The sequence below is a fragment of the Flavobacterium dankookense genome (genome assembly GCF_004362665.1).
Lineage (GTDB): Bacteria > Bacteroidota > Bacteroidia > Flavobacteriales > Flavobacteriaceae > Flavobacterium > Flavobacterium dankookense.
Window position 1 is genome coordinate 448302 of sequence record NZ_SNXR01000012.1, and the last position, 20412, is coordinate 468713.

General features: G+C 33.3%; 20 protein-coding genes. 8 read left to right on the forward strand and 12 right to left on the reverse strand.

Annotated features, from left to right (window positions below):
* Nucleotides 1–7 precede the first annotated feature (7 nt).
* The 3 genes from BC748_RS05995 to BC748_RS06005 are packed head-to-tail and all read left to right on the forward strand — an operon-like array spanning nucleotide 8 to nucleotide 2743.
* Nucleotides 8–1123, forward strand: a complete 1116-nt coding sequence (locus BC748_RS05995) for an NAD(P)/FAD-dependent oxidoreductase (protein ID WP_133532558.1) — start codon at nucleotides 8–10, stop codon at nucleotides 1121–1123.
* 3 nt (nucleotides 1124–1126) lie between these two features.
* A complete protein-coding gene (gene mtgA, locus BC748_RS06000) occupies nucleotides 1127–1807 on the forward strand; it encodes a monofunctional biosynthetic peptidoglycan transglycosylase (RefSeq protein WP_133532559.1) in 681 nt (226 codons plus the stop codon).
* Between the two features lie 30 nt (nucleotides 1808–1837).
* Nucleotides 1838–2743 carry a lipid A-modifier LpxR family protein gene (locus BC748_RS06005; RefSeq protein WP_342772709.1) on the forward strand — a complete coding sequence of 302 codons (906 nt, stop codon included), beginning with the start codon at nucleotides 1838–1840 and terminating at the stop codon, nucleotides 2741–2743.
* Nucleotides 2744–2778: 35 nt separating this feature from the next.
* Here BC748_RS06005 and BC748_RS06010 read toward each other — a convergent pair whose 3' ends face one another.
* Nucleotides 2779–3153, reverse strand: coding sequence for a DoxX family membrane protein (locus BC748_RS06010; protein ID WP_133532561.1), 375 nt, complete (start codon nucleotides 3151–3153; stop codon nucleotides 2779–2781).
* Between the two features lie 180 nt (nucleotides 3154–3333).
* On the opposite strand from BC748_RS06010, the gene BC748_RS06015 reads away from it, so the two are divergent.
* Nucleotides 3334–4134: a TIGR00266 family protein gene (locus BC748_RS06015; RefSeq protein ID WP_133532562.1), complete on the forward strand. Its 801-nt coding sequence runs from the start codon at nucleotides 3334–3336 to the stop codon at nucleotides 4132–4134.
* Nucleotides 4135–4178: 44 nt separating this feature from the next.
* On the opposite strand, the gene BC748_RS06020 is transcribed toward BC748_RS06015, so the two are convergent.
* The 9 genes from BC748_RS06020 to BC748_RS06060 all read right to left on the reverse strand — a co-directional run bounded on the left by BC748_RS06020 (nucleotide 4179) and on the right by BC748_RS06060 (nucleotide 13174).
* Nucleotides 4179–4748 carry a type 1 periplasmic binding fold superfamily protein gene (locus BC748_RS06020; protein WP_133532563.1) on the reverse strand — a complete coding sequence of 190 codons (570 nt, stop codon included), beginning with the start codon at nucleotides 4746–4748 and terminating at the stop codon, nucleotides 4179–4181.
* Nucleotides 4749–4752: 4 nt separating this feature from the next.
* A complete protein-coding gene (locus BC748_RS06025) occupies nucleotides 4753–7131 on the reverse strand; it encodes a TonB-dependent receptor (RefSeq protein ID WP_246014009.1) in 2379 nt (792 codons plus the stop codon).
* A gap of 45 nt (nucleotides 7132–7176) precedes the next feature.
* Nucleotides 7177–7518 (reverse strand): hypothetical protein, encoded by a 342-nt coding sequence (locus tag BC748_RS06030; RefSeq protein ID WP_133532564.1) that lies wholly within the window; start codon nucleotides 7516–7518, stop codon nucleotides 7177–7179.
* Nucleotides 7519–7631: 113 nt separating this feature from the next.
* Entirely contained in the window at nucleotides 7632–8621 is a 990-nt protein-coding gene (locus BC748_RS06035) for an aspartate-semialdehyde dehydrogenase (RefSeq protein ID WP_133532565.1), read from the reverse strand.
* Nucleotides 8622–8902: 281 nt separating this feature from the next.
* A complete protein-coding gene (gene mscL, locus BC748_RS06040; protein ID WP_133532566.1) occupies nucleotides 8903–9280 on the reverse strand; it encodes a large conductance mechanosensitive channel protein MscL in 378 nt (125 codons plus the stop codon).
* 61 nt (nucleotides 9281–9341) lie between these two features.
* Nucleotides 9342–11798: a bifunctional UDP-N-acetylmuramoyl-tripeptide:D-alanyl-D-alanine ligase/alanine racemase gene (locus BC748_RS06045; protein WP_133532567.1), complete on the reverse strand. Its 2457-nt coding sequence runs from the start codon at nucleotides 11796–11798 to the stop codon at nucleotides 9342–9344.
* Nucleotides 11799–11801: 3 nt separating this feature from the next.
* Nucleotides 11802–12221, reverse strand: coding sequence for a PIN domain-containing protein (locus BC748_RS06050; protein ID WP_133532568.1), 420 nt, complete (start codon nucleotides 12219–12221; stop codon nucleotides 11802–11804).
* The gene (locus BC748_RS06055) at nucleotides 12221–12481 is read right to left on the reverse strand and encodes a DUF6364 family protein (RefSeq protein ID WP_133532569.1); all 261 of its coding nucleotides are present in this window, start codon (nucleotides 12479–12481) and stop codon (nucleotides 12221–12223) included. Before BC748_RS06055 ends, BC748_RS06050 begins: the two co-directional genes overlap by 1 nt.
* A 66-nt stretch (nucleotides 12482–12547) precedes the next feature.
* Nucleotides 12548–13174: a thymidine kinase gene (locus BC748_RS06060; RefSeq protein WP_133532570.1), complete on the reverse strand. Its 627-nt coding sequence runs from the start codon at nucleotides 13172–13174 to the stop codon at nucleotides 12548–12550.
* A gap of 183 nt (nucleotides 13175–13357) precedes the next feature.
* Between BC748_RS06060 and BC748_RS06065 the strand changes: the two genes are divergently transcribed.
* Genes BC748_RS06065 through BC748_RS06075 form a run of 3 tightly spaced genes read left to right on the forward strand, consistent with a single transcriptional unit; the run spans nucleotide 13358 to nucleotide 15536 of the window.
* A complete protein-coding gene (locus BC748_RS06065; protein WP_133532571.1) occupies nucleotides 13358–14329 on the forward strand; it encodes a hypothetical protein in 972 nt (323 codons plus the stop codon).
* Nucleotides 14330–14339: 10 nt separating this feature from the next.
* Nucleotides 14340–15011, forward strand: coding sequence for a 16S rRNA (cytidine(1402)-2'-O)-methyltransferase (gene rsmI / locus BC748_RS06070; protein WP_133532572.1), 672 nt, complete (start codon nucleotides 14340–14342; stop codon nucleotides 15009–15011).
* Between the two features lie 54 nt (nucleotides 15012–15065).
* A complete protein-coding gene (locus BC748_RS06075; RefSeq protein ID WP_133532573.1) occupies nucleotides 15066–15536 on the forward strand; it encodes a hypothetical protein in 471 nt (156 codons plus the stop codon).
* 55 nt (nucleotides 15537–15591) lie between these two features.
* On the opposite strand, the gene ade is transcribed toward BC748_RS06075, so the two are convergent.
* Entirely contained in the window at nucleotides 15592–17214 is a 1623-nt protein-coding gene (ade, locus tag BC748_RS06080) for an adenine deaminase (RefSeq protein ID WP_133532574.1), read from the reverse strand.
* Between the two features lie 454 nt (nucleotides 17215–17668).
* Here ade and recJ point away from each other — a divergent pair, with 454 nt between their 5' ends.
* Nucleotides 17669–19357: a single-stranded-DNA-specific exonuclease RecJ gene (gene recJ, locus BC748_RS06085; RefSeq protein WP_133532575.1), complete on the forward strand. Its 1689-nt coding sequence runs from the start codon at nucleotides 17669–17671 to the stop codon at nucleotides 19355–19357.
* A gap of 55 nt (nucleotides 19358–19412) precedes the next feature.
* On the opposite strand, the gene BC748_RS06090 is transcribed toward recJ, so the two are convergent.
* Nucleotides 19413–20168: a UDP-2,3-diacylglucosamine diphosphatase gene (locus tag BC748_RS06090; RefSeq protein ID WP_133532576.1), complete on the reverse strand. Its 756-nt coding sequence runs from the start codon at nucleotides 20166–20168 to the stop codon at nucleotides 19413–19415.
* Nucleotides 20169–20412: the final 244 nt, after the last annotated feature.

Genomic DNA, 20412 nt, shown 5'->3' on the forward strand with positions numbered 1-20412 from the left:
TTTGAATATGAATTTTAGTTATTGGGAAATTAAAAATTGGTTTACGGCTGTTGATTTTACTATTGTTGGTAGTGGAATTGTTGGTTTACATTGTGCTCTAACATTACGAGAAAAATATCCAAACAGTAAAATTCTAGTTCTAGAAAAAGGAATATTGCCTCAAGGTGCAAGTACTAAAAATGCTGGTTTTGCTTGTTTTGGTAGTGCTTCAGAAATTTTAGATGATTTAAAAAATCATTCTGAAGAAGAAGTTGTTCAACTGATACAAAAACGCTGGGATGGTTTGCAATTACTTCGTAAAAATCTTGGCGACTCAGCAATAGATTTCAAACCTTTCGGTGGTTATGAATTGTTTTTAAAAGAAGACGAAAGTAGCTATAACGAATGTCTCCAAAAGCTTCCTTTTATAAACGAAATTCTAAAACCGATTTTTAAAAATGATGTTTTTAATAAAGAGGTCGATCGATTTGATTTTAAAGAGATTCATGAATACTTAATCTTTAATCCTTTTGAAGCTCAAATTGATACCGGAAAAATGATGCATTCTTTGTTGCAAAAAGCAATTGCTAACAATATTATGATTCTAAATCATATAGAAGTCGCTGCTTTTCATGAAAATAATATTGGAGTACTAATTAGTTTCGATGATTTTAGTTTTATATCCAAAAAGCTTTTATTTGCTACCAATGGTTTTGCTCAAAAGCTAACTAATAATCAAGTAAAACCAGCTAGAGCACAAGTTTTGATAACGGAACCAATTCCCAATTTAGACATCAAAGGAACATTTCATTTAGATAAAGGATATTATTATTTTAGAAACATTGACGATAGAATTCTCTTTGGCGGTGGAAGGAATTTAGATTTTAGCGGAGAAACTACAACCGAATTTGGTCAAACAGAATTAATTCAAAATCATTTGGAAAAATTATTAAAAGAAGTAATTTTACCCGATACTGATTTCAAAATCGCTCATCGTTGGAGCGGAATTATGGGAATGGGTTCGAGTAAAAATCCTATTGTGGAACAACTTTCAGATAATGTTTTTTGTGGAGTTCGCCTCGGCGGAATGGGAGTCGCAATTGGAAGTTTGATAGGAAAAGAATTAGCGGATTTAGTACAATAAGTTATGATTAGAAAAGTTTTTCGTTGGATTTGGAAAGCCACACTTTGGTTTATTGGTTTGTCAATCTTGTCTGTAATTATATTTAAATGGGTTCCAGTTCCAATTACACCTTTAATGATAACTCGTGCTGTTGAAAATAAATTAGAAGGAAAAGATGCTCTACTAACTCATGATTGGGTGTCGATTGAAAATATTTCGCCTAATCTCCAAAAGGCAGTTATCGCTAGTGAAGATGGAAACTTTTTAAAACACAATGGTTTTGATTTTAAAGCCATGCAAAAAGCATTTAAAAATAACCAAAAAGGCAAACGATTAAAAGGAGGAAGTACTATTTCGCAACAAACGGCTAAAAACGTTTTTCTTTGGCAAGGCAGAAGTTATATTCGCAAAGGGTTAGAAGCTTATTTTACTGTTTTGATAGAACTCATTTGGGGAAAAGAACGAATTATGGAAGTGTATCTCAACTCAATAGAAATGGGAAATGGGGTTTATGGTGCCGAATCAGGAGCGAGACATTGGTATAGAAAAAGCGCTGCAGATTTAACAAAAAAAGAAGCCGCAGGAATTGCAGCCATTCTTCCTAATCCGAGAAAATATAAAGCCACGAATTCCTCTTCCTACATCAACAGAAGAAAAGAAAAAATCGTTAGAGTGATGCAACATATAGGTAAAATTGACTATTAAATGGTTAAATTTTTCATTCCTTTTTTCTTCATGGTGTTCATTAGTTTTAGTCAAAATAAAAAAGCTTTTGAAATGGGAGTACTACTTGATAACGATTCGTTTTCATCACTAGTCAATGATAAATATTACACTAACGGAATGGAAATTTTTGGAAATTATATCTCAAAAAAATCCAATCAAGACGTTTTCAAATCGAATGGATTTAAAATTGGACAATATATCTTTAATCCTAAATGGGTTAAGTCAGATTTTAAAGAAGATCATAATCGACCGTATGCCGGATATTTATTTGCTGAATTTAATCAAAATAGGTTTTATAAAAATCAAACCGTTTGGATAACTAAATACCAAATTGGAGTTGTTGGACCTTCATCAAAAGCGGAAGATTTTCAAAAATGGATGCACAATGCTTTTGGGTTTGGGAGATTATATGGATGGCAACATCAAATCAAAAATACAGTAGCAATTCAATACAATACCATTCTTTCTTCCAAAGTTTTTGATAAAATCACTACAGATAAAATAGATTTTCATTGGCAATCAAAAGCCGAAATTGGAACCGTTTTTTCGAGCATAACAACTGGAATTTTATCGAGAATTAGTTTGTCCAAAAACCTAAAATCGATGCAACAATCTAATTTTTTTAATAGTTTGATGTTTGATGATAAAAATGTAAATGAGCTGTATTTTTATTTTTTACCAAAAATTAATTTACAGTTCTACGATGCTTCCATTCAAGGAAGTCTTTTTGATGATGAAAGTCCATTAACATTTACACCCAATTTATTTCGATTTAAATTAGAAACTGGTTTGAAATACCAAATACAAAATTGGAATTTGGGCTACACATTTCACTACACAACCCAAGAAATAAAAAGTAATTCTGTAACTGGATTTTATTATGGTTCTGTTGGATTGTCTTATATTTTTAAATAAAAAAACTCTTCTGATGGAGAAGAGTTTTTCTTTTATTAGTAAAACAAAGGTTTATACTGTTGCCAATGTTTGTAGATTAATATCGAATTTATTACAACAATAAGTAGCGCAAATAATAATCCTGGAATATCTAAAAACAAGTGGAAAAGCAAAATATTAATAGAAATAGGAGCTAAAAGAATCAAAGCGAAGGCAACCCATTTTTTCAGTAAAAGCATCACTCCAATGATAACTTCTAAAATACCAACAACAGGAAAAATATAACCAGTTGTATTTAGTGAATTCATAAACTCACCAGCAGAACCTGTTGGTGCTTCCATTGGGATAAAATATAAAAATTTATTAGCTCCAAAAACAAGAAGCATTAATCCTAAAACAATTCTAGCGATTTTTGTAAACATTGAATTCATAAAGAGGCAAATTTTTGGTTAGTAATATGGTAAAAATAGAATTATTTTTTTAAATTATAAACTATTTTTAAATCTATTTAATGAAATATTCATAATTATAATGTTAAATCTATAATCTACAAAGTATGTTGTAACTTTTTAAAGAAATGAATAACTTATAATAAATTAAAAAATAATACAATGATAGCACACGAAATCGATTACCACATTTATGGTGAAGAAATGCAATATGTAGAGATTGAACTTGATCCGCAAGAGATTGTTGTTGCCGAAGCAGGAAGTTTTATGATGATGGACAACGGCATTCAAATGCAAACTATTTTTGGCGATGGTTCAGCTCAACAGCAAGGAATTTTTGGCAAACTGCTTTCGGCTGGAAAAAGAGTTTTAACAGGCGAAAGTCTTTTTATGACGGCTTACTTAAATCAGAATAATTCGAAGAGTAAAGTATGTTTTGCTTCGCCTTATCCTGGAAAAATTATTCCAATAGATTTGCGTCAATTTCATGGGAAATTCATTTGTCAAAAAGACGCATTTCTTTGTGCCGCAAAAGGTGTTTCGGTTGGCATTGAATTTTCTAGAAAATTAGGTCGCGGACTTTTTGGTGGAGAAGGTTTTATTATGCAAAAATTAGAAGGCGATGGAATGGCATTTGTACATTCTGGTGGAACTTTAGCCAAAAGAGAATTGGCTTCGGGAGAAGTTTTAAAAGTAGATACAGGTTGTATCGTTGGCTTTACCAAAGACGTAGATTATGATATTGAATTTATTGGCGGTATTAAAAATTCCCTTTTTGGTGGCGAAGGATTATTTTATGCAACACTTCGCGGACCAGGAACGGTTTATGTACAATCGTTGCCATTTAGCCGTTTAGCCGATAGAATTATAGCTTCTGCGCCACAAAATGGAGGAAGTTCCAGAGAAGAAGGAAGTCTTCTTGGCGGTTTAGGCAGAATGATTGATGGTGATAATAGATTTTAAAAAAAAATGCGACTTAATTAAGTCGCATTTTTTAATTTCATAATTTAGTTGGCAATTACAATTGGATAAGTTACTTGTGCATCAGTTGCACCACCAGCATTTGTAATATCGCCAGCAGCAACTCCAGCTGCCGATTTATTTGGCAAATGTCTCAATGTTACCGTTAAATTTCCTGTTCCAGCATTTCCAGTTGTGTAAGTAAACGTCAATCCAACTGGTTTAGCATTCACATCAAAATCAGTGTAACCAAATGTTCCTAAAGCTGCTGGAATTTGGTAAAATACTTGATGCTCTTCGCCTTCTTCTTCAACTTCAACAGTAATGTCTTCTGCTGGCGTATCTAATTCATTTAAAAAAGTCGTTTCGCCATTATAAACCGTGTTTGCTGTCAAATTTCCTGAAACCGTTACAAGCGGATCATTTGGTCCATCACCATCTAAATCTCTTGAAGTTAAAGTTATAGTCGTTGCACCATTTGTTAAAGTAGTCGTAACCGTTGTGATTACTTCTTCCTCATTTACTGGATCATCATCATTATTACATGACGTTATTGATACAGCTGCAATTGCTAGAAAAAAGATTTTTGTTTTGTTTAAATTATTCAATGTTTTCATGTTTTTAATAATTAATTTTTAATTGAATTTGAAAGTTTCTACCCAATTCGTCGGCATAGAAACGTTGTCTATTTAAATAATCTCTGTATTTGGTATCTAATAGGTTAAATACAGAAAAACCTAGTGTTGCCATAGAATTATTGGCGATTTTGAATTGAAAATCAGATGCAAAATGCAAAAGATGATACGCAGCTGGCGGCGAACTAATATCTACTTCTACAGGAGTTAACTCGCCATCTACAATAATATTTGTAATAAAATTGTTGTTTGGGAATTGGGTTTGTCTAAAAACCATTTCGCTCTGCAGTTCGAGTGTCAAATTGTTCCAATCTTTTTTGTTGAACGAAATTCGGTTGTTGATGTTCAATGGCGGCATATCGATAATAAAATCGTCATTGGTTTTATCTTTTCCGTTTACATACGATAAAAGCAAACGATGTTGCCAATGTTCACTGATTTGCCACTCGGAATTCAAGTCAATTCCAGTCAACAAAGCATTAATTTGTTGGTATTCCCAAACTGGAAAAGCACCGCGAATTGTGGTTTCAAAGCCAACTGGTTTCAAAAACATATAATCTTCGATATAATTCAAAAACGGATTGATGTTTATCTTGAAATTCTTCCATTGTTTTTGCAAAGAAGTACTGATTTTATTCGACTTTTCATGTTCTAAACGCAAATCGCCCAATTCAATCATACCACTCGAATGATGCAATCCATCACTAAAAAATTCGGAAGGATTTGGATTTCTAACCGCACGACTGACGTTAAAATACCATTCATATTCGTTTCCGAAGGAATATTGCGTTCCAACACTTGCTGAAAAATTATGGAAAGTAAACGTTGGTTTGGTCAACCATTGTGTTCCAAAATCTCCTTCGATTAAATGGTTGAATTCCGGACTGTAATTTCGCTCGTCCCAACGTGATTTCAGATAATATTTCGTCGCTTCAATCGTTGAAAAATCGTAGCGAATTCCGGCTTCAACCGAAAAATCATCCGAAATATGATTGTCAACAATAGCATAAATTCCAGCATCAAATTTATTATAACTTGGAATTAACGGACGAACGCCAGTATTTGGATTTGCCGAATTATTTTGGAACAATCCCATAATTCCTGATTTAAAATCCCAACTATTAATACTCAATTTATAATCGGCATTAAAAGCATGCGTCATCAAGTTTAAGTCCAAAGCTGCTCTAGAATCTGAAACGCCAGTTCGCAAATCAAACTCTTTTCGATTATTGAATTGAAAAGCATATTGTAAGCCAATAGATTCGCCGTCTTTGATATAATAATTATAATTCAGTTTTGCCAAATGATGTTGCACTTGTTGCTTCGGATTTTTAATCGAATAAGTGAAATCTCTTATAGTTGAAGGTATTTGATTATCAATTGAATTCTCCAAATCAGTAACATTTCCAATATGCGAAGCACTTAAAATTCCGATAGTGGCGTTGTACAAACTGTAATAAGCAGAGAAATCGAATTTTTTGCCAATATATTTTACATCGCCTGAAAAATTTGCTTCGCGGTTTCCAGTATTCGACAAAATATAATCGGGCGATTCTCTGTCGCCAAAATATTTAAAACTTCCTTGTGCATTCCAACTCCAGTCGCAAAAATTTCCTTTGTGTAAACTAGAAGAAATAGTTCCGCCACGACCATTGGATTCCATTGTCATAATGGTTTTTCCAAAAAGTGTGTCTTTTTTGGTGCTGAAAGGTTCAATAATTACAATTCCACCAATGGCATCGCCACCATATTGCAAACCAGATGCGCCTTTTAAAACTGTAATTTTTCCGGCTGCATTTATGTCAAAATTTGGAGCATGTTCTGTTCCCCATTGTTGGTCTTCGAGTTTTACATTATTGTTGTAAATACTAACTCGGCTGCTATGCAAACCATTAATTACAGGTTTTACAATCGTGCTTCCGCTTTTCAATATTGAAACTCCAGAGACTTCTTTGAGTGCATTTCCTAGCGATTGACTACTGAATTTTTCAATGGTTTTCTCTTTGATTTTTTGTTCCGAAACCGAGTGATTGAAATAATTGTTTTTATGTTTTACCACAATTTCTTCCAATTGTTCACTTTTTTGTTTCATCTGAAAATTAATCTCAAGATTTCCACTGACATCAATAATCGTATCAATAGGTTTGTAGCCAACATAAGTGATTAGCACTTTTGCCGAACCATTTGGAACATTTCGAATAATGAATGAACCATCTTTTTTACTATTTGTCGATTTTGATGAAATGTGAATGTGACTTTTTTCCAATGCCATATTGTTTTCATCAACTATTTTTCCGCTTATGGTGTTTTGACTGTAAATAATACCAAAACACAACAAGCAAAAAAACATACTGAATTTTTGCATTTTGTTGTTTTCTAATTCGTTAACACTAGATTAGGTCAAGAAGTTTTAAACAATTGGCGGTCCGCGAAGAGAAAAAAAACTTCCGTTGAAAAAAGAAATATTTTCGGAAGTTGGGAAATACAATGCCTTATTATAAAAAACAGGCTTTTCAAATGAAAATACAGCCGTTTTATTTTCGATAGTTGGACTTAGAGCAAAGTCACAAACTTGACATTTTTCCCAATAATGACTATGATTTAAAGTTGCGCCTTCGGCATATTTGTGAATACAACTTTCTTCAGAAAACTGTTTTGCCAAATGCTCAATAGTATGTATTGGCTGAAATAGTACTGCAAAAAGTACTGCCAATCCTAGTAAAACATTCAAGAAATGTAATTTTCCTTTCATTGATGCAAATGTAGTTTAATCCAAAAGAAAATCCGTTTGATTTTAACAAATTTTAGGATTTGAAAAACCAAACGGATTGTTTTCTTTATGTCTTCCGCGAAAGCGAAAATATACTATACTAAATTGTTGGCAACAAGATATTCCGCAATTTGAACGGTATTGGTTGCAGCACCTTTTCTCAAATTATCAGCAACAATCCACATGTTTAAGGAGTTTGGCTGACTTTCGTCACGGCGAATTCTGCCTACAAAAACATCGTCTTTTCCTTGAGCAAACAAAGGCATTGGATAGGTGTAAGTATCGTTATTGTCCTGAACAACTACACCATCAGTATGATGCAAAATAGAACGGATTTCGTTTACGTCAAAGTCATTAGAAAATTCAACATTCACCGCTTCGCTATGTCCGCCAACTACTGGAATTCTGATGGCTGTTGCTGTTACTGCAATCGATTTGTCGCCAATGATTTTTTGAGTTTCACGAACCAATTTCATTTCTTCTTTGGTGTATCCGTTTTCTTCAAAACTATCACATTGTGGAATAGCATTTCGATGAATTTGGTATTTATAAGCCATTTCTCCTTGAATTCCAACGTATTCATTTTCTAATTGTTGAACCGCTTTTACACCAGTTCCAGTAATGGATTGATAAGTAGAAACGATCACACGTTTGATATTGTATTTTTTGTGTAATGGAGCTAAAACCATCACCATTTGGATAGTAGAACAGTTTGGATTAGCAATGATTTTATCATCTTTTGTCAATTCAGATGCGTTGATTTCAGGAACGATTAACTTTTTTGTTGGATCCATTCTCCAAGCCGATGAATTATCGATAACGGTTGTTCCAGCTTCAGCAAATTTTGGAGCCCAAGCCAATGAAGTTTCTCCACCAGCAGAAAATAAAGCTATATCCGCTTTCATGTCAACTGCTGTTTGTAAACCAACTACTTTGTATTTCTTACCTTTAAATTCAATTTCCTTACCAACTGATTTCTCAGAAGCTACAGGAATTAATTCGGTTACAGGAAAATTTCTTTCCGCTAATACTTGAAGCATCACTTCGCCAACCATTCCGGTTGCGCCTACAACAGCAACTTTCATACTTTATATATTTATAATTGATAAAATTTTTGAAGTACAAAAGTAAAGAGAAAATTGGGTTTCCTTTTCTTTTAAGTATAAAAATTACTGAATTTCAGAAAGGAAAGTTTGTTTTTTTACTTTAAAAGATATTTTTACAACTTGTCATTCTGAGGAACGAAGAATCGCATGTTAATTATTCTGATTATGTGATTCCTCCTTCGTCGGAGTGACAAAATAAAAGCAAAAAAAAACCGTCTCAATCAAGAAACGGTTTAGTTAGAATATATAATGTAGCGGAATTATTTTTTCAATAAATCTCTAATTTGTGTAAGTAATTCTTCTTGAGTTGGTCCAGCTGGTGCAGCAGGTGCAGCTTCTTCTTTTTTCTTCATGCTGTTTAATGCTTTTACCATAATAAAAATCACGAAAGCAATTACTAGAAAACTAATTACCGCAGCTAAAAATTTTCCGTAGAGAATTCCACCTTCGGTTTTTAAATCTGCCAAATTTTCAACTTGTGCTGCTTTTAGTGCAGGATTTAATAATGCAGGTGTAATTACATCTGCTACTAGTGAATTTACAATGGCGCCAAAAGCTGCTCCAATGATAACTCCAACTGCTAAATCCATTGCGTTTCCTTTTGCAATAAATTCTTTAAATTCTGAAATCATTCCCATAATTTGTTTTGTTTTGTGGTTATTAATAAACGAATTTAATAAAATTTTAACAAATACTAAATTATTCTCTATAAAATATTCGTTTTACTCGTTGCGAAATACTTGTTAAAACTTCATATGGAATGGTTTGCAATAGTTTCGCAATTTCATTAACGGTTGGTCTTTCGCCAAAAATAATCACCGTATTTCCTTCTTTGCATTCAATATCGGTTACGTCAACCATTAGCATATCCATACAAACACTTCCTAAAATTATCGCTTTTTTCTGATTTATAATTACATAACCAACGCCATTGCCCAAATGTCTTGAAATTCCATCGGCATAACCAATAGGAATTGTAGCAACTTTGGTTTGTTTTTCTGCCATAAATCGTCTGCCATAACCAACGCTTTCTCCTTTTTCAATAGTTCTAATTTGAGAAATAACGGATTTTAAAGTACCAACATTTTCAAGGTATTTTTGTTCTTCATCATCGTTGGAAACGCCATACAAACCAATGCCTAATCGAACCATATCGTATTGTGCCTCAGGATAATTTGAAATTCCTGAGGTATTCAAAATATGTCTAATTGGTTTTGTTTTTAACGCTGAAATCAATTGAGAAGAAAGATTTTCAAAAAGCTCAATCTGCGAAATCGCAAATGCTTGATGCGCTAAATCATCGCTGGTTGCCATGTGCGACAAAATACTTTTCACTTTTACCGTTTCGTTTCCTTGCAGTGTTTTTATCAATTCTAATAAATTATTTTCTTGAAAACCAAGACGATGCATTCCTGTATCTAATTTTATATGAATAGGAAAATGTTTCAATTTTTTTTGTTCCGCTATTTTCAAAAACGCTTTTAATCCTTTTATCGAATAAATTTCGGGTTCTAATTGATGCTGAATTATCGATGAAAAACTAGTAGTTTCTGGATTTAAAACCATAATCGGAACTGAAATCCCACCATTTTTCAACGAAATTCCTTCATCGGCAAAAGCCACTCCAAGATAATCTACTTTGTGATGTTCGAGTAATTTTGCAATCTCAAAACCGCCATTACCATAACCAAAAGCTTTGACCATAACCATCAATTTGGTTTTCGGCGCCAATTTTGATTTGAAGAAATTCAAGTTATGACTAATCGCATTAAGGTTGATTTCCAGAACGGTTTCGTGCGTTTTTTCTTCGAGCAACGATACAATTTCTTCAAAATGAAAATCTCTTGCACCTTTGATTAAAATGGTTTCATTTTCGAAATTCAATTTCGAAGTTTCGGGATCAAAAGCGGCGATAAATTCGTTTACATTTTTGAAACAAATTCCGTTGATGAACTTGTTTTTAAACTTTGAAATCGTTTCGCCAATGCCAATCACTCGCGTAATTTTATTGGAAATAATTAACTGAGAAACCTGCGGATACAATTCTTCATTGGTTAAACCACTTTGAAAAATATCCGAAAGAATAATCGTTTTTTTCTTGTGTTGTTTTTGATGTTCTAGAAAATCTAAAGCAATTTTTAGCGATTGAAAATCAGAACTATAACTATCGTCAATTATTGTGCAATTGAAAATTCCATTTTTGACTTTCAAGCGCATTTCTACTGGATATAATTGTGTCATTCGGGTTTGAATGACTTTTTGATTGTACCCAAAATACAGCATAACCATCAAACAATGTATGGCGTTTTCGACCGAAGCTTGGTCTTGAAACGGAATTCGAACTGGAAACGTTTCTTCTTGATAGGTAATGTTCAGTTCCGTTATTTCGTCAAGTTTCTTTTTGGTTACAAAAACATCAGCACTTTTGTCATCCGACGACCAATTGAACTGCTTTATTTTTGGATTAACAAAAGCACAAATCGTTCTGTTTTTATTCAAAATCAATACTTTAACCGAAGTAAAAAGCTTGAGTTTTTCTTTGATTTTTTCGCCAATATCGGCAAAACCTTCGTCGTGAGCCGAACCAATATTGGTCAAAACACCAATGGTTGGATCAATGATTTTTTGCAGTTTTTCCATTTCGTTTTTCAACGAAATTCCAGCTTCAAAAATACCTAAATTGTGCTTTTCATTAATAGCAACAATAGAAAGCGGAACACCAACCTGCGAATTATAACTTTTTGGACTTCGGATGATGTTGTAATCTGGACTTAACAGAAAATTTAGCCATTCTTTTACGATGGTTTTTCCGTTACTTCCAGTAATTCCAATGATTGGAAAATCAAATTGATTTCTGTAGAAAGCTGCAAATTTTTGCAACGCTTCTAGAGTATTTTCTACAACAAGAAAATTAGCTTTGCTTTTTAGATTTTCATCAAAATGAGTGACCACAAAATTCTGAACACCTTGTGAAATCAATTCTTCTATATATTGATGACCATCATGATTTGGACCGGAAATGGCAAAAAACAAAGTATGTTTGCCATTTTGCAACGTGCGACTATCAATAGAAATAGTATCGATGATGCTTATATCATTATTCCCAAACCAATTGGCTTTTATAATTGGAATAATATTTCGGATGGAAAGTGTCAAATTTTATTTTTTATTAAAAATTTCCAAAAACTTGTTTGGGCTCATTACAGGAATTTCAGAATTTTTAAAATCTTTCTCGTTCCTTGTAATAAGTATATCGCATTTGGCTTGAATAGCACTATAATATTGAACGGCATCTTCGAAATCTGTAAAGTTAGAAAATAAACTTTCGTCAATTACGAGTTCGTCAACAGAGGAAACATCACAAATTACTCTAAACTTTTTTAATGACTCAATTACGCGATTATTTTCAGTTTTTTTTCCTAAAACATAAAACGTGTTAACAAACGAAATGGAAGAAGCAACTAATCTAACTTGGTTGTCTTCAGCTAAACTAGAAATTTTAGCAATTTCATAAAAAAATGGATTTCTCTTATCTAAGAAATCAATCAGTACATTTGTATCAATAAATAATTTTTTCATTATTTATATTTTTCAACCAAATACTCTTGTCTATCTTTTTTAAAGTCAAAATCAGCTGGAATTTCTCCATTTCCTACAGGAATACTATTAACAAAGTCAGAAATTTTAATTTCTTCTTTTTGGTCACTTTTCTCCATGGAAGTAATTGCTTTTAAATAATTTTCGACAATAAAAGACACGCTAATTTTTTGCTTCGCAGCATATTCTTTAGCTTTTTCAATTACTTTTTTATCAAGCTTTAAGGTGAGTTTAGTATCCATAATAACATTAAATTTAATTGTTATACGTGCAAAATTAAAAAAAGTTACCGTACAGAAGATTTTTCTTTATTCTTCTTTTTCTTCAGATAAATGTTCGGCGTCTTTTACAACCATATTTTCTCGCATCGCATTGAAATAAGCAGCACGACTTAGCGGTTCATATTCTTCGGTTTCGCCTAATAAAACGAGTTTATCATTATCGGTTTTTCTAAAACTGTAATGGGCTAAATTTCCAGTTCGTGTGCAAACGGCGTGAACCTTGGTAACATATTCAGCAGTTGCCATCAACGCAGGCATTGGTCCAAACGGATTTCCTTTAAAATCCATGTCCAATCCAGCCACAATTACTCGAACTCCTGAATTCGCCAAATCATTACAAACAGAAACAATTTCGTCATCAAAAAACTGTGCTTCATCAATGCCGACAACATCGCAACCTTGCGCTAAAATTCGAATATTCGCTGCAGCTGGAACTGGCGTGGAACGAATTTCGTTTTTGTTATGAGAAACAACCATTTCATCGTCATATCGAGTGTCGATTGATGGTTTGAAAATCTCCACTTTTTGCTTGGCAAATTGTGCTCTTTTTAGTCTTCGGATGAGTTCTTCTGTCTTGCCCGAAAACATCGAACCGCAAACGACTTCAATCCAACCAAATTGTTCTTTATGATTTACTGTATTTTCGAGAAACATTTTCTAATTTTCTTGCGCTTAAAATGAATAGTTTTTATTACTTTGTAACAAAACTTATCGATATAAATTTTATACATTTACATCGTTTCAAATTTAGAAAAATTTATTCACGCATTGATTAAACTTTGGTCAAATAACGATTAAAAAAATAAACATAATTTCATCTCAATATAATTTATACACATGAAGAAAAGATTGGAAGCTGAATTAATAAGCATTGCACATCGAATTTTGAAGTTAAAAAATAAGTCGGAAATCGACCAATTGTATAAAGAAACCCGAAAATTATACGAAGCGCTTTCGATTCTGAAATTTCATGAAGAAAATTATGCAGTACTAAAAAATGAGGTTTCTCATGAAGAAATTGAGCAAAAGGTAGAATCGTTTTTGGCACAAGAAGAAATTACTACACCAATAGATTTACCAATTGTTGAAGCTGAACCAATTGCTGAAGCAAAAGAAGAAATCATCGAAACGATTGAACAAGTTGAGGAAGAGGAACCAATCGTTGTTGGCGAAATTATTCTTGAGGAAGAAGATGAGGTTGAAGACGAAAGTTTTGAAGATAATGATGTAGCCGAAGCAAAAGACAAAGAAGATCACGAAAGCGATGCTTTGGCTGGCGGAAATTTTAAACCTGCTTTTGAACTTTCTTTTGAGGCTGAAGATGAAACAGAAACGGAAGAAGAACCTGAAATTGAAGCCGTAATCGAAGAAACGCAACCTGAAGTAATTGAGGAAAAAAAACCAGAACCTGTTGAAGCCAAACAGGTTACAATGGACGATATTTTTGGTGATAGTTACAAAGAACCTGTTTTTGTAAAACCAAATGAAGTAACATTAAACGATAAGTTCATCTCGGTTTTTGACCAAGAACAAAAAGAAAAAGACGAACCAAAAGTCGTTTCGCTCAACGATGTATTGTCCAATTCAATTTCTATTTCGTTGAATGACAGAGTTGCTTTTGTAAAGCATCTTTTTAACGAAAGTAACGAAGATTACAACCGAGTTTTATCGCAATTGAATACGTTTGACACTTTTGCTGACGCGAAAAACTTCTTAAATGAAATGGTTATTCCGGAATACAATTACTGGGTTGGAAAAGAAGAATATTTGGAGCGATTTTTAGAAATCGTGGAGAAAAAATTCAAATAATTTCGCTTAAATGTCCAAACTTTATATAGTTCCAACGCCAATTGGTAATCTTGACGACATGACTTTCAGAGCAATTCAGGTTTTGAAAGAAGCCGATTTGATTTTGGCAGAAGACACACGAACTAGCGGAAAACTTCTCAAACATTTTGAAATTTCCACACACATGCATAGTCATCACATGCATAACGAACACAAAACGGTGGAAAATTTAATCAAACGATTGCAAGCCGGAGAAACCATTGCGTTAATTAGCGATGCTGGAACGCCAGCTATTTCCGATCCTGGATTTTTGTTAACGCGCGCTTGTGTTGAAAATAATATAGAAGTCGATTGTTTGCCTGGCGCAACGGCTTTTGTTCCTGCGTTGGTCAATAGCGGTTTGCCAAATGACCGATTTATATTCGAAGGTTTTTTGCCCGAAAAAAAAGGAAGACAAACTCGATTTTTAGCTCTTGCTGAAGAAACCCGAACGATGATTTTCTATGTTTCGCCACATAAATTAGTAAAAACTTTAGCGGAATTCATCCAATATTTTGGCACCGAAAGACCGGTTTCAGTTTCACGAGAATTATCTAAACTACACGAAGAAACCATTCGCGGAACAGCTGAAGATGTTTTAAAACACTTTGAAGTTAAACCTCCGAAAGGAGAAATTGTTGTGGTTGTTGGCGGGAAAAAATAGTGTTCAGTATTCAGTTTGTAGTTAGCAGTTGAATATTTTTATTTATAATGAATTATGAAAAAATATCTTTTCCTTTTGTTAATATCAGCAATCCTGTTTTCTTGTATAAAAGAAGAGAAAGATGATAGTTATGAGTTTCTCTATAATAATTTTATCGAATCAATACGTTATAATAATATAGAGAATAAAAATTTTTATTTTGCGGGTTTGCAAAAATATAAATCCGATTCTTTAGAATTGAAAAATTGTGAATTTCACTATAACTTGACTTCTAATATATCAAAAAAGTTAAATAATTTAGATTATACAGACAGAGTTAAGGTTTTTAAATTTAGAGATTCCGTTTTGAAAATTCTTAATAGAAATTTTAAATACTATAAAGAGCATGACAAACTTAATCTAAATGATAGTGTTTTTAAAAAAATGATACAATATAAAATGTCAATGGTTTTAAATGAATATCTTTCTTTTCATATTTTTAAACCAACTGCATTAAGAGTTGCTGAAGACGAGGAAAATAAGTAGTTTATATACTAAAAATATAGTTTTGGGTTTTCACAGAGTTTTTTCTCCCTTAAAACTATTCCACAACCAAATCCGTAAACGCAAAACTTTTTCCACTAAACAAACCTTTATCCGATAATTTCAAATCAGGAATGACGAGCAATGCCATGAATGACAATGTCATAAACGGTGCTTTTAACGAACTGCCTAATTCTTTTGCCATAGCGTCAATTTCTTGATACAATCGTCCAGCTTCCCAGCCGTTTTGGTCGCTCATAATTCCTGCAACTGGCAAGGCTAATGATTTTTTCTCGTTACCGTTTACTGCACAAATTCCGCCCGTGTTTTCAATTATTAGATTTACCGCGTTTAAAATTTCTTCGTCAGATGTACCAACAACCACAATATTATGACAATCATGCGCTACTGAACTGGCAATCGCACCTTTTTTCAATCCAAAGTTTTTGATGAAAGCTATCGCTGGTTCAGCATTGGAATACCGATTAACAACCGCCATTTTTAATACATCATTTTCCACATCGGAAACTAAATTTCCATCCACAATTTTTGGCGTGCAATGAATTTCATTAGTAATCAATTGTCCTTCCAAAGCTTCAATAACGCGAATGGTTTTTGCCGAACTTTTTACTTCAAAATCGTTTAAAACTTTAGCCGAAGTATTGAAATTATTTGGTTTTTCAAAATCAACATGTTGAACAAATGATTTTCCGTTTTCAGCAACCAATTCGCCATTGATATACGTTTGTTTTACTTTGAAATCGGTTAAATTTTCTACAACAATAAAATCGGCAGCATCGTTTTCTTGCAACAAACCAACATCCATTTTGTAATGTTTCACCGGATTGATACACGCCACTTGCAACACTTTGAAAACATCAAAACCTTTTGCAATTGCTCGTACGCAAAGTTGGTTGATATGACCAACAATCAAATCATCTGGATGTTTATCATCGGAACAAAACATCATGTTTTCATAATTTTCGGGAAGCAAATCAATCAGCGCCTCAAAATTTTTGGCAGCACTTCCTTCACGGATAATGACTTTCATTCCAAGCGACAATTTTTCGGCAGCTTCGTCATAGGTAAAACATTCATGATCGGTAGAAATTCCGGCAGAAATATATTTTTTTATTGGTTCGCCTCGCAATCCTGGCGCATGACCATCAATGGGTTTGTTGAAATGTTTTGCCCAAGCTATTTTTTTCAAAACTTCTTCATCATCAAACAAAACACCAGGATAATTCATCATTTCTGCCAAATAATAAATATCGGGATGTGCCATTAATTCCTTAATTTCTTCTGAATCAATCACAGCTCCAGCAGTTTCAAAAAACGTTGCCGGAACACATGATGGCGCACCAAAATGAAATTTCAACGGTACTTTTTTTCCATTTTCAATCATATAATAAACGCCATCTTTCCCCAGAACATTCGCTATTTCATGCGGATCCGAAATCGTCGCTACAGTTCCATGCAAAACCGCAATTTTAGCAAATTCCGACGGAACCAACATCGAACTTTCAATATGAATGTGCGAATCGATAAATCCCGGAAGAATATACTCTTGAACGTTGTGTTCTTTTTCGATTATGGAACTAATTTTTCCGTTTTCTATAGTAATTTCACCCGAAAAAATTCGTTTGTTTAGAATATCGACAATTTGACCTTGAATTTGCATTTGAAAAATATTATTATTCAAAAGTAACAAATTATAAATTGAAAATACTTGTTCTTTTTTGTAGTGTTTTTTGTATTTTTGGTAAATGAACAAAGTTTATAATCAAGAAATATTTACTTCTCTGATGAAAGAATTTCTTCTTCTTCAGTTTGTTGTTGTATTGATAACTTTTTTTATCTATAAATTTTATATGGATAATCTAAAAAAAGGCAAAGTGATTTTTTTAGTTAACGTAGTTATATATTCAATTCTAAACTTTTATCTGATTTATCAAATTTTTATTGAACCTGATTTGAGAGTTGGTGGAATAAGTTTTGCTTTTGAAATGTATAGTTTGTTTTTAGCACTACTTTTTATTGTTGTTTTATTACTTGAATATGTTCTGTTGAAATTTATAGTTTTTAAATTTTTGTTTAAAAAATCATAATTCGTAATTCTCAATTCGTAATTAATTATGCGCTGGACTATAAAACCAAAACCTTCTCAAGAAAAAGTAAAACATTTAGTTGATGAACTCAAAGTGGATGAGTTGATTGCTACGCTTTTGGTGCAACGTGGCATTGAAACTTTTGACGATGCGCGACAGTTTTTTCGTCCGAGTTTGGATGATTTGCACAATCCGTATTTAATGAAAGATATGGACAAAGCGGTTTCTCGCATTGAAAAAGCGATTGTAGATGGAGAAAACATTTTGGTTTTTGGCGATTATGATGTGGATGGAACAACAGCAGTTTCATTGATGTCGAGCTATTTAAAAAGTTTTTATCCCAACATTGCGACTTATATTCCCGATCGATATGATGAAGGTTATGGTATTTCGTATAAAGGAATTGACTTTGCCGAAGACAATGGTTTTTCACTGATTATTGCGTTGGATTGTGGTATAAAATCGATTGAGCATGTGCTTTATGCTAAAGAAAAGAATATTGATTTTATCATTTGTGATCACCATCGACCGGGCGAAACTTTGCCCGAAGCTGTTGCTGTTTTAGATCCAAAACGTGATGATTGCAGTTATCCGTATGATGAACTTTGTGGTTGTGGTGTTGGTTTTAAATTGGTTCAAGCCTTAGCACAAAACCGAAATCAAACCATTGAAGATTTAATTCCTTATTTGGATTTGGTTGCTACGGCAATTGCGGCTGATATTGTTCCGATTACGGGAGAAAATCGGGTTTTGGCAAAATTTGGATTAGAAGTTATCAATTCCAATCCACGACCAGGAATTAAGGCTTTGATTCAAAATGTAAAAAAGAAAGTTTTAACCATTACGGATGTCGTATTTATCATTGCACCGCGAATTAATGCTGCGGGAAGAATAAAACACGGTAACGAAGCGGTGGCATTACTAACGGAATATGATTTAGATCAAGCGGAAATTTTTGCTTCCGAAATTGAGCAACACAATTCGGATAGAAAAGATTTAGACAAACAAATTACGGTGGAAGCGCTTTCGCAAATAGAAGAAAATAACGAAAAAGAAAAGTTTACTACCGTTGTTTATAATGAAAATTGGCACAAAGGCGTGATTGGAATTGTGGCTTCTCGATTGACTGAAACCTATTATCGTCCGACGATTGTTTTTACGAAAAGTGGTGATAAATTGGCTGCTTCGGCACGATCAGTGAAAGATTTTGATGTTTATAATGCGTTGGAAGCTTGTGCGGAACATTTGGAGCAATTTGGTGGACACATGTATGCTGCAGGAATGACTTTGAAGGAAGAAAATTATCTTGTTTTCAAAGAAGCTTTTGAAAAAGAAGTGGAAAAAACCATTCCTCCTGATTTGTTAATTCCGGAAATATCGGTTGATGCTGAAATTGACTTATCCGATATTAATGAAAGATTGATTAGAATTTTAAACCAATTTGAACCTTTCGGGCCACAAAATATGACACCGGTTTTTATGTGTAAAAATGTAAAAGATACGGGTTATGGTAAAACAATTGGTCAAAGTGATGAGCATTTAAAACTTTTTGTTAAGCAAAATGGAAGTGAAGGTTTTGGCGTAATTGGTTTTGGATTGGGAAATAAATTGGAATTGACTAAAAATCAAAATCCGTTTGATATCGCTTTTTGTATTGATGAAAATGAATTTAATGGCAATGTTACGGTTCAATTGCGATTGAAGGATTTGAGGTGATTTTACTCTGAACTCTAACAGAGTTTCGAACTCTGTTAGAGTTGAAAGTTTATTTCTATTTATATTCTTTCAACTCAAAGTTTTCTCCATCAAAAACACCATAAGTGAAATAACCAATCCAATCGCCGAGGTTGGCATATTGTGAGTTTTCGCCAACTGGAATTATCATCGGTAAATGGCGATGGCCGAAGACAAAGTAATTGTAGTGTTTGATTTCTAGTTTTCGTTTGGCATATTGCACTAACCATTCGTTTTCTTCGCCTAGGAATTTAACATCGGCTTCGCCAGAAATTAATTTGTTTTTTACGGAAAGATATTGTGCTAATTTCACGCCAACATCAGGATGCAGCCATCGGAACAGCCATTTTGAAAACGGATTGGTGAAAACTTTTTTCATTCGTTTGTAGCCTTTGTCGCCTGGACCTTTTCCGTCGCCGTGACCAATTAGAAAGGTTTTTCCATTGAAGGTATATTCTTGATTGTCATGATAAACCGGAATATTGAGTTCTTTTTCGAAATAATTGTGCATCCACAAATCATGATTGCCTACAAAGAAGTAAATTGGAATTCCGCTGTCGCGAATTTCGGCTAGTTTGCCTAAAACTCTCACGAAACCTTTGGGAACAACGGTTTTGTATTCAAACCAAAAATCGAACAAATCACCTAATAGAAAAATGCATTCTGCATCTTTTTTTACATCGTCAAGCCAAGCAACAAATTTTTGTTCGCGTGGAAAACTAGCTTCGGCGGTTGGTGCGCCAAAATGCTGGTCGGAAGCGAAGTATATTTTTTTATTGGGTTGGATTTGCATTTGGTAAAATTAGTGATTTTTTTTAAGAGACAAATAGATGATAGATTGGTAGACGATAGACTTTTATGTTTTTTCTGTTTGTCTTTTATCCTTTTGTCTATTTTTTTAAATGATTGCCCAAACGTATATAAATATTCGATTTGATCAATTGATAGCCCAGATTGTAGTGAAAATACAAGCTTTTTTGCTTGTATTGTAACGAAAAGCTGGAATGACATCTACTGATATTTCCCGAGCGATTCGC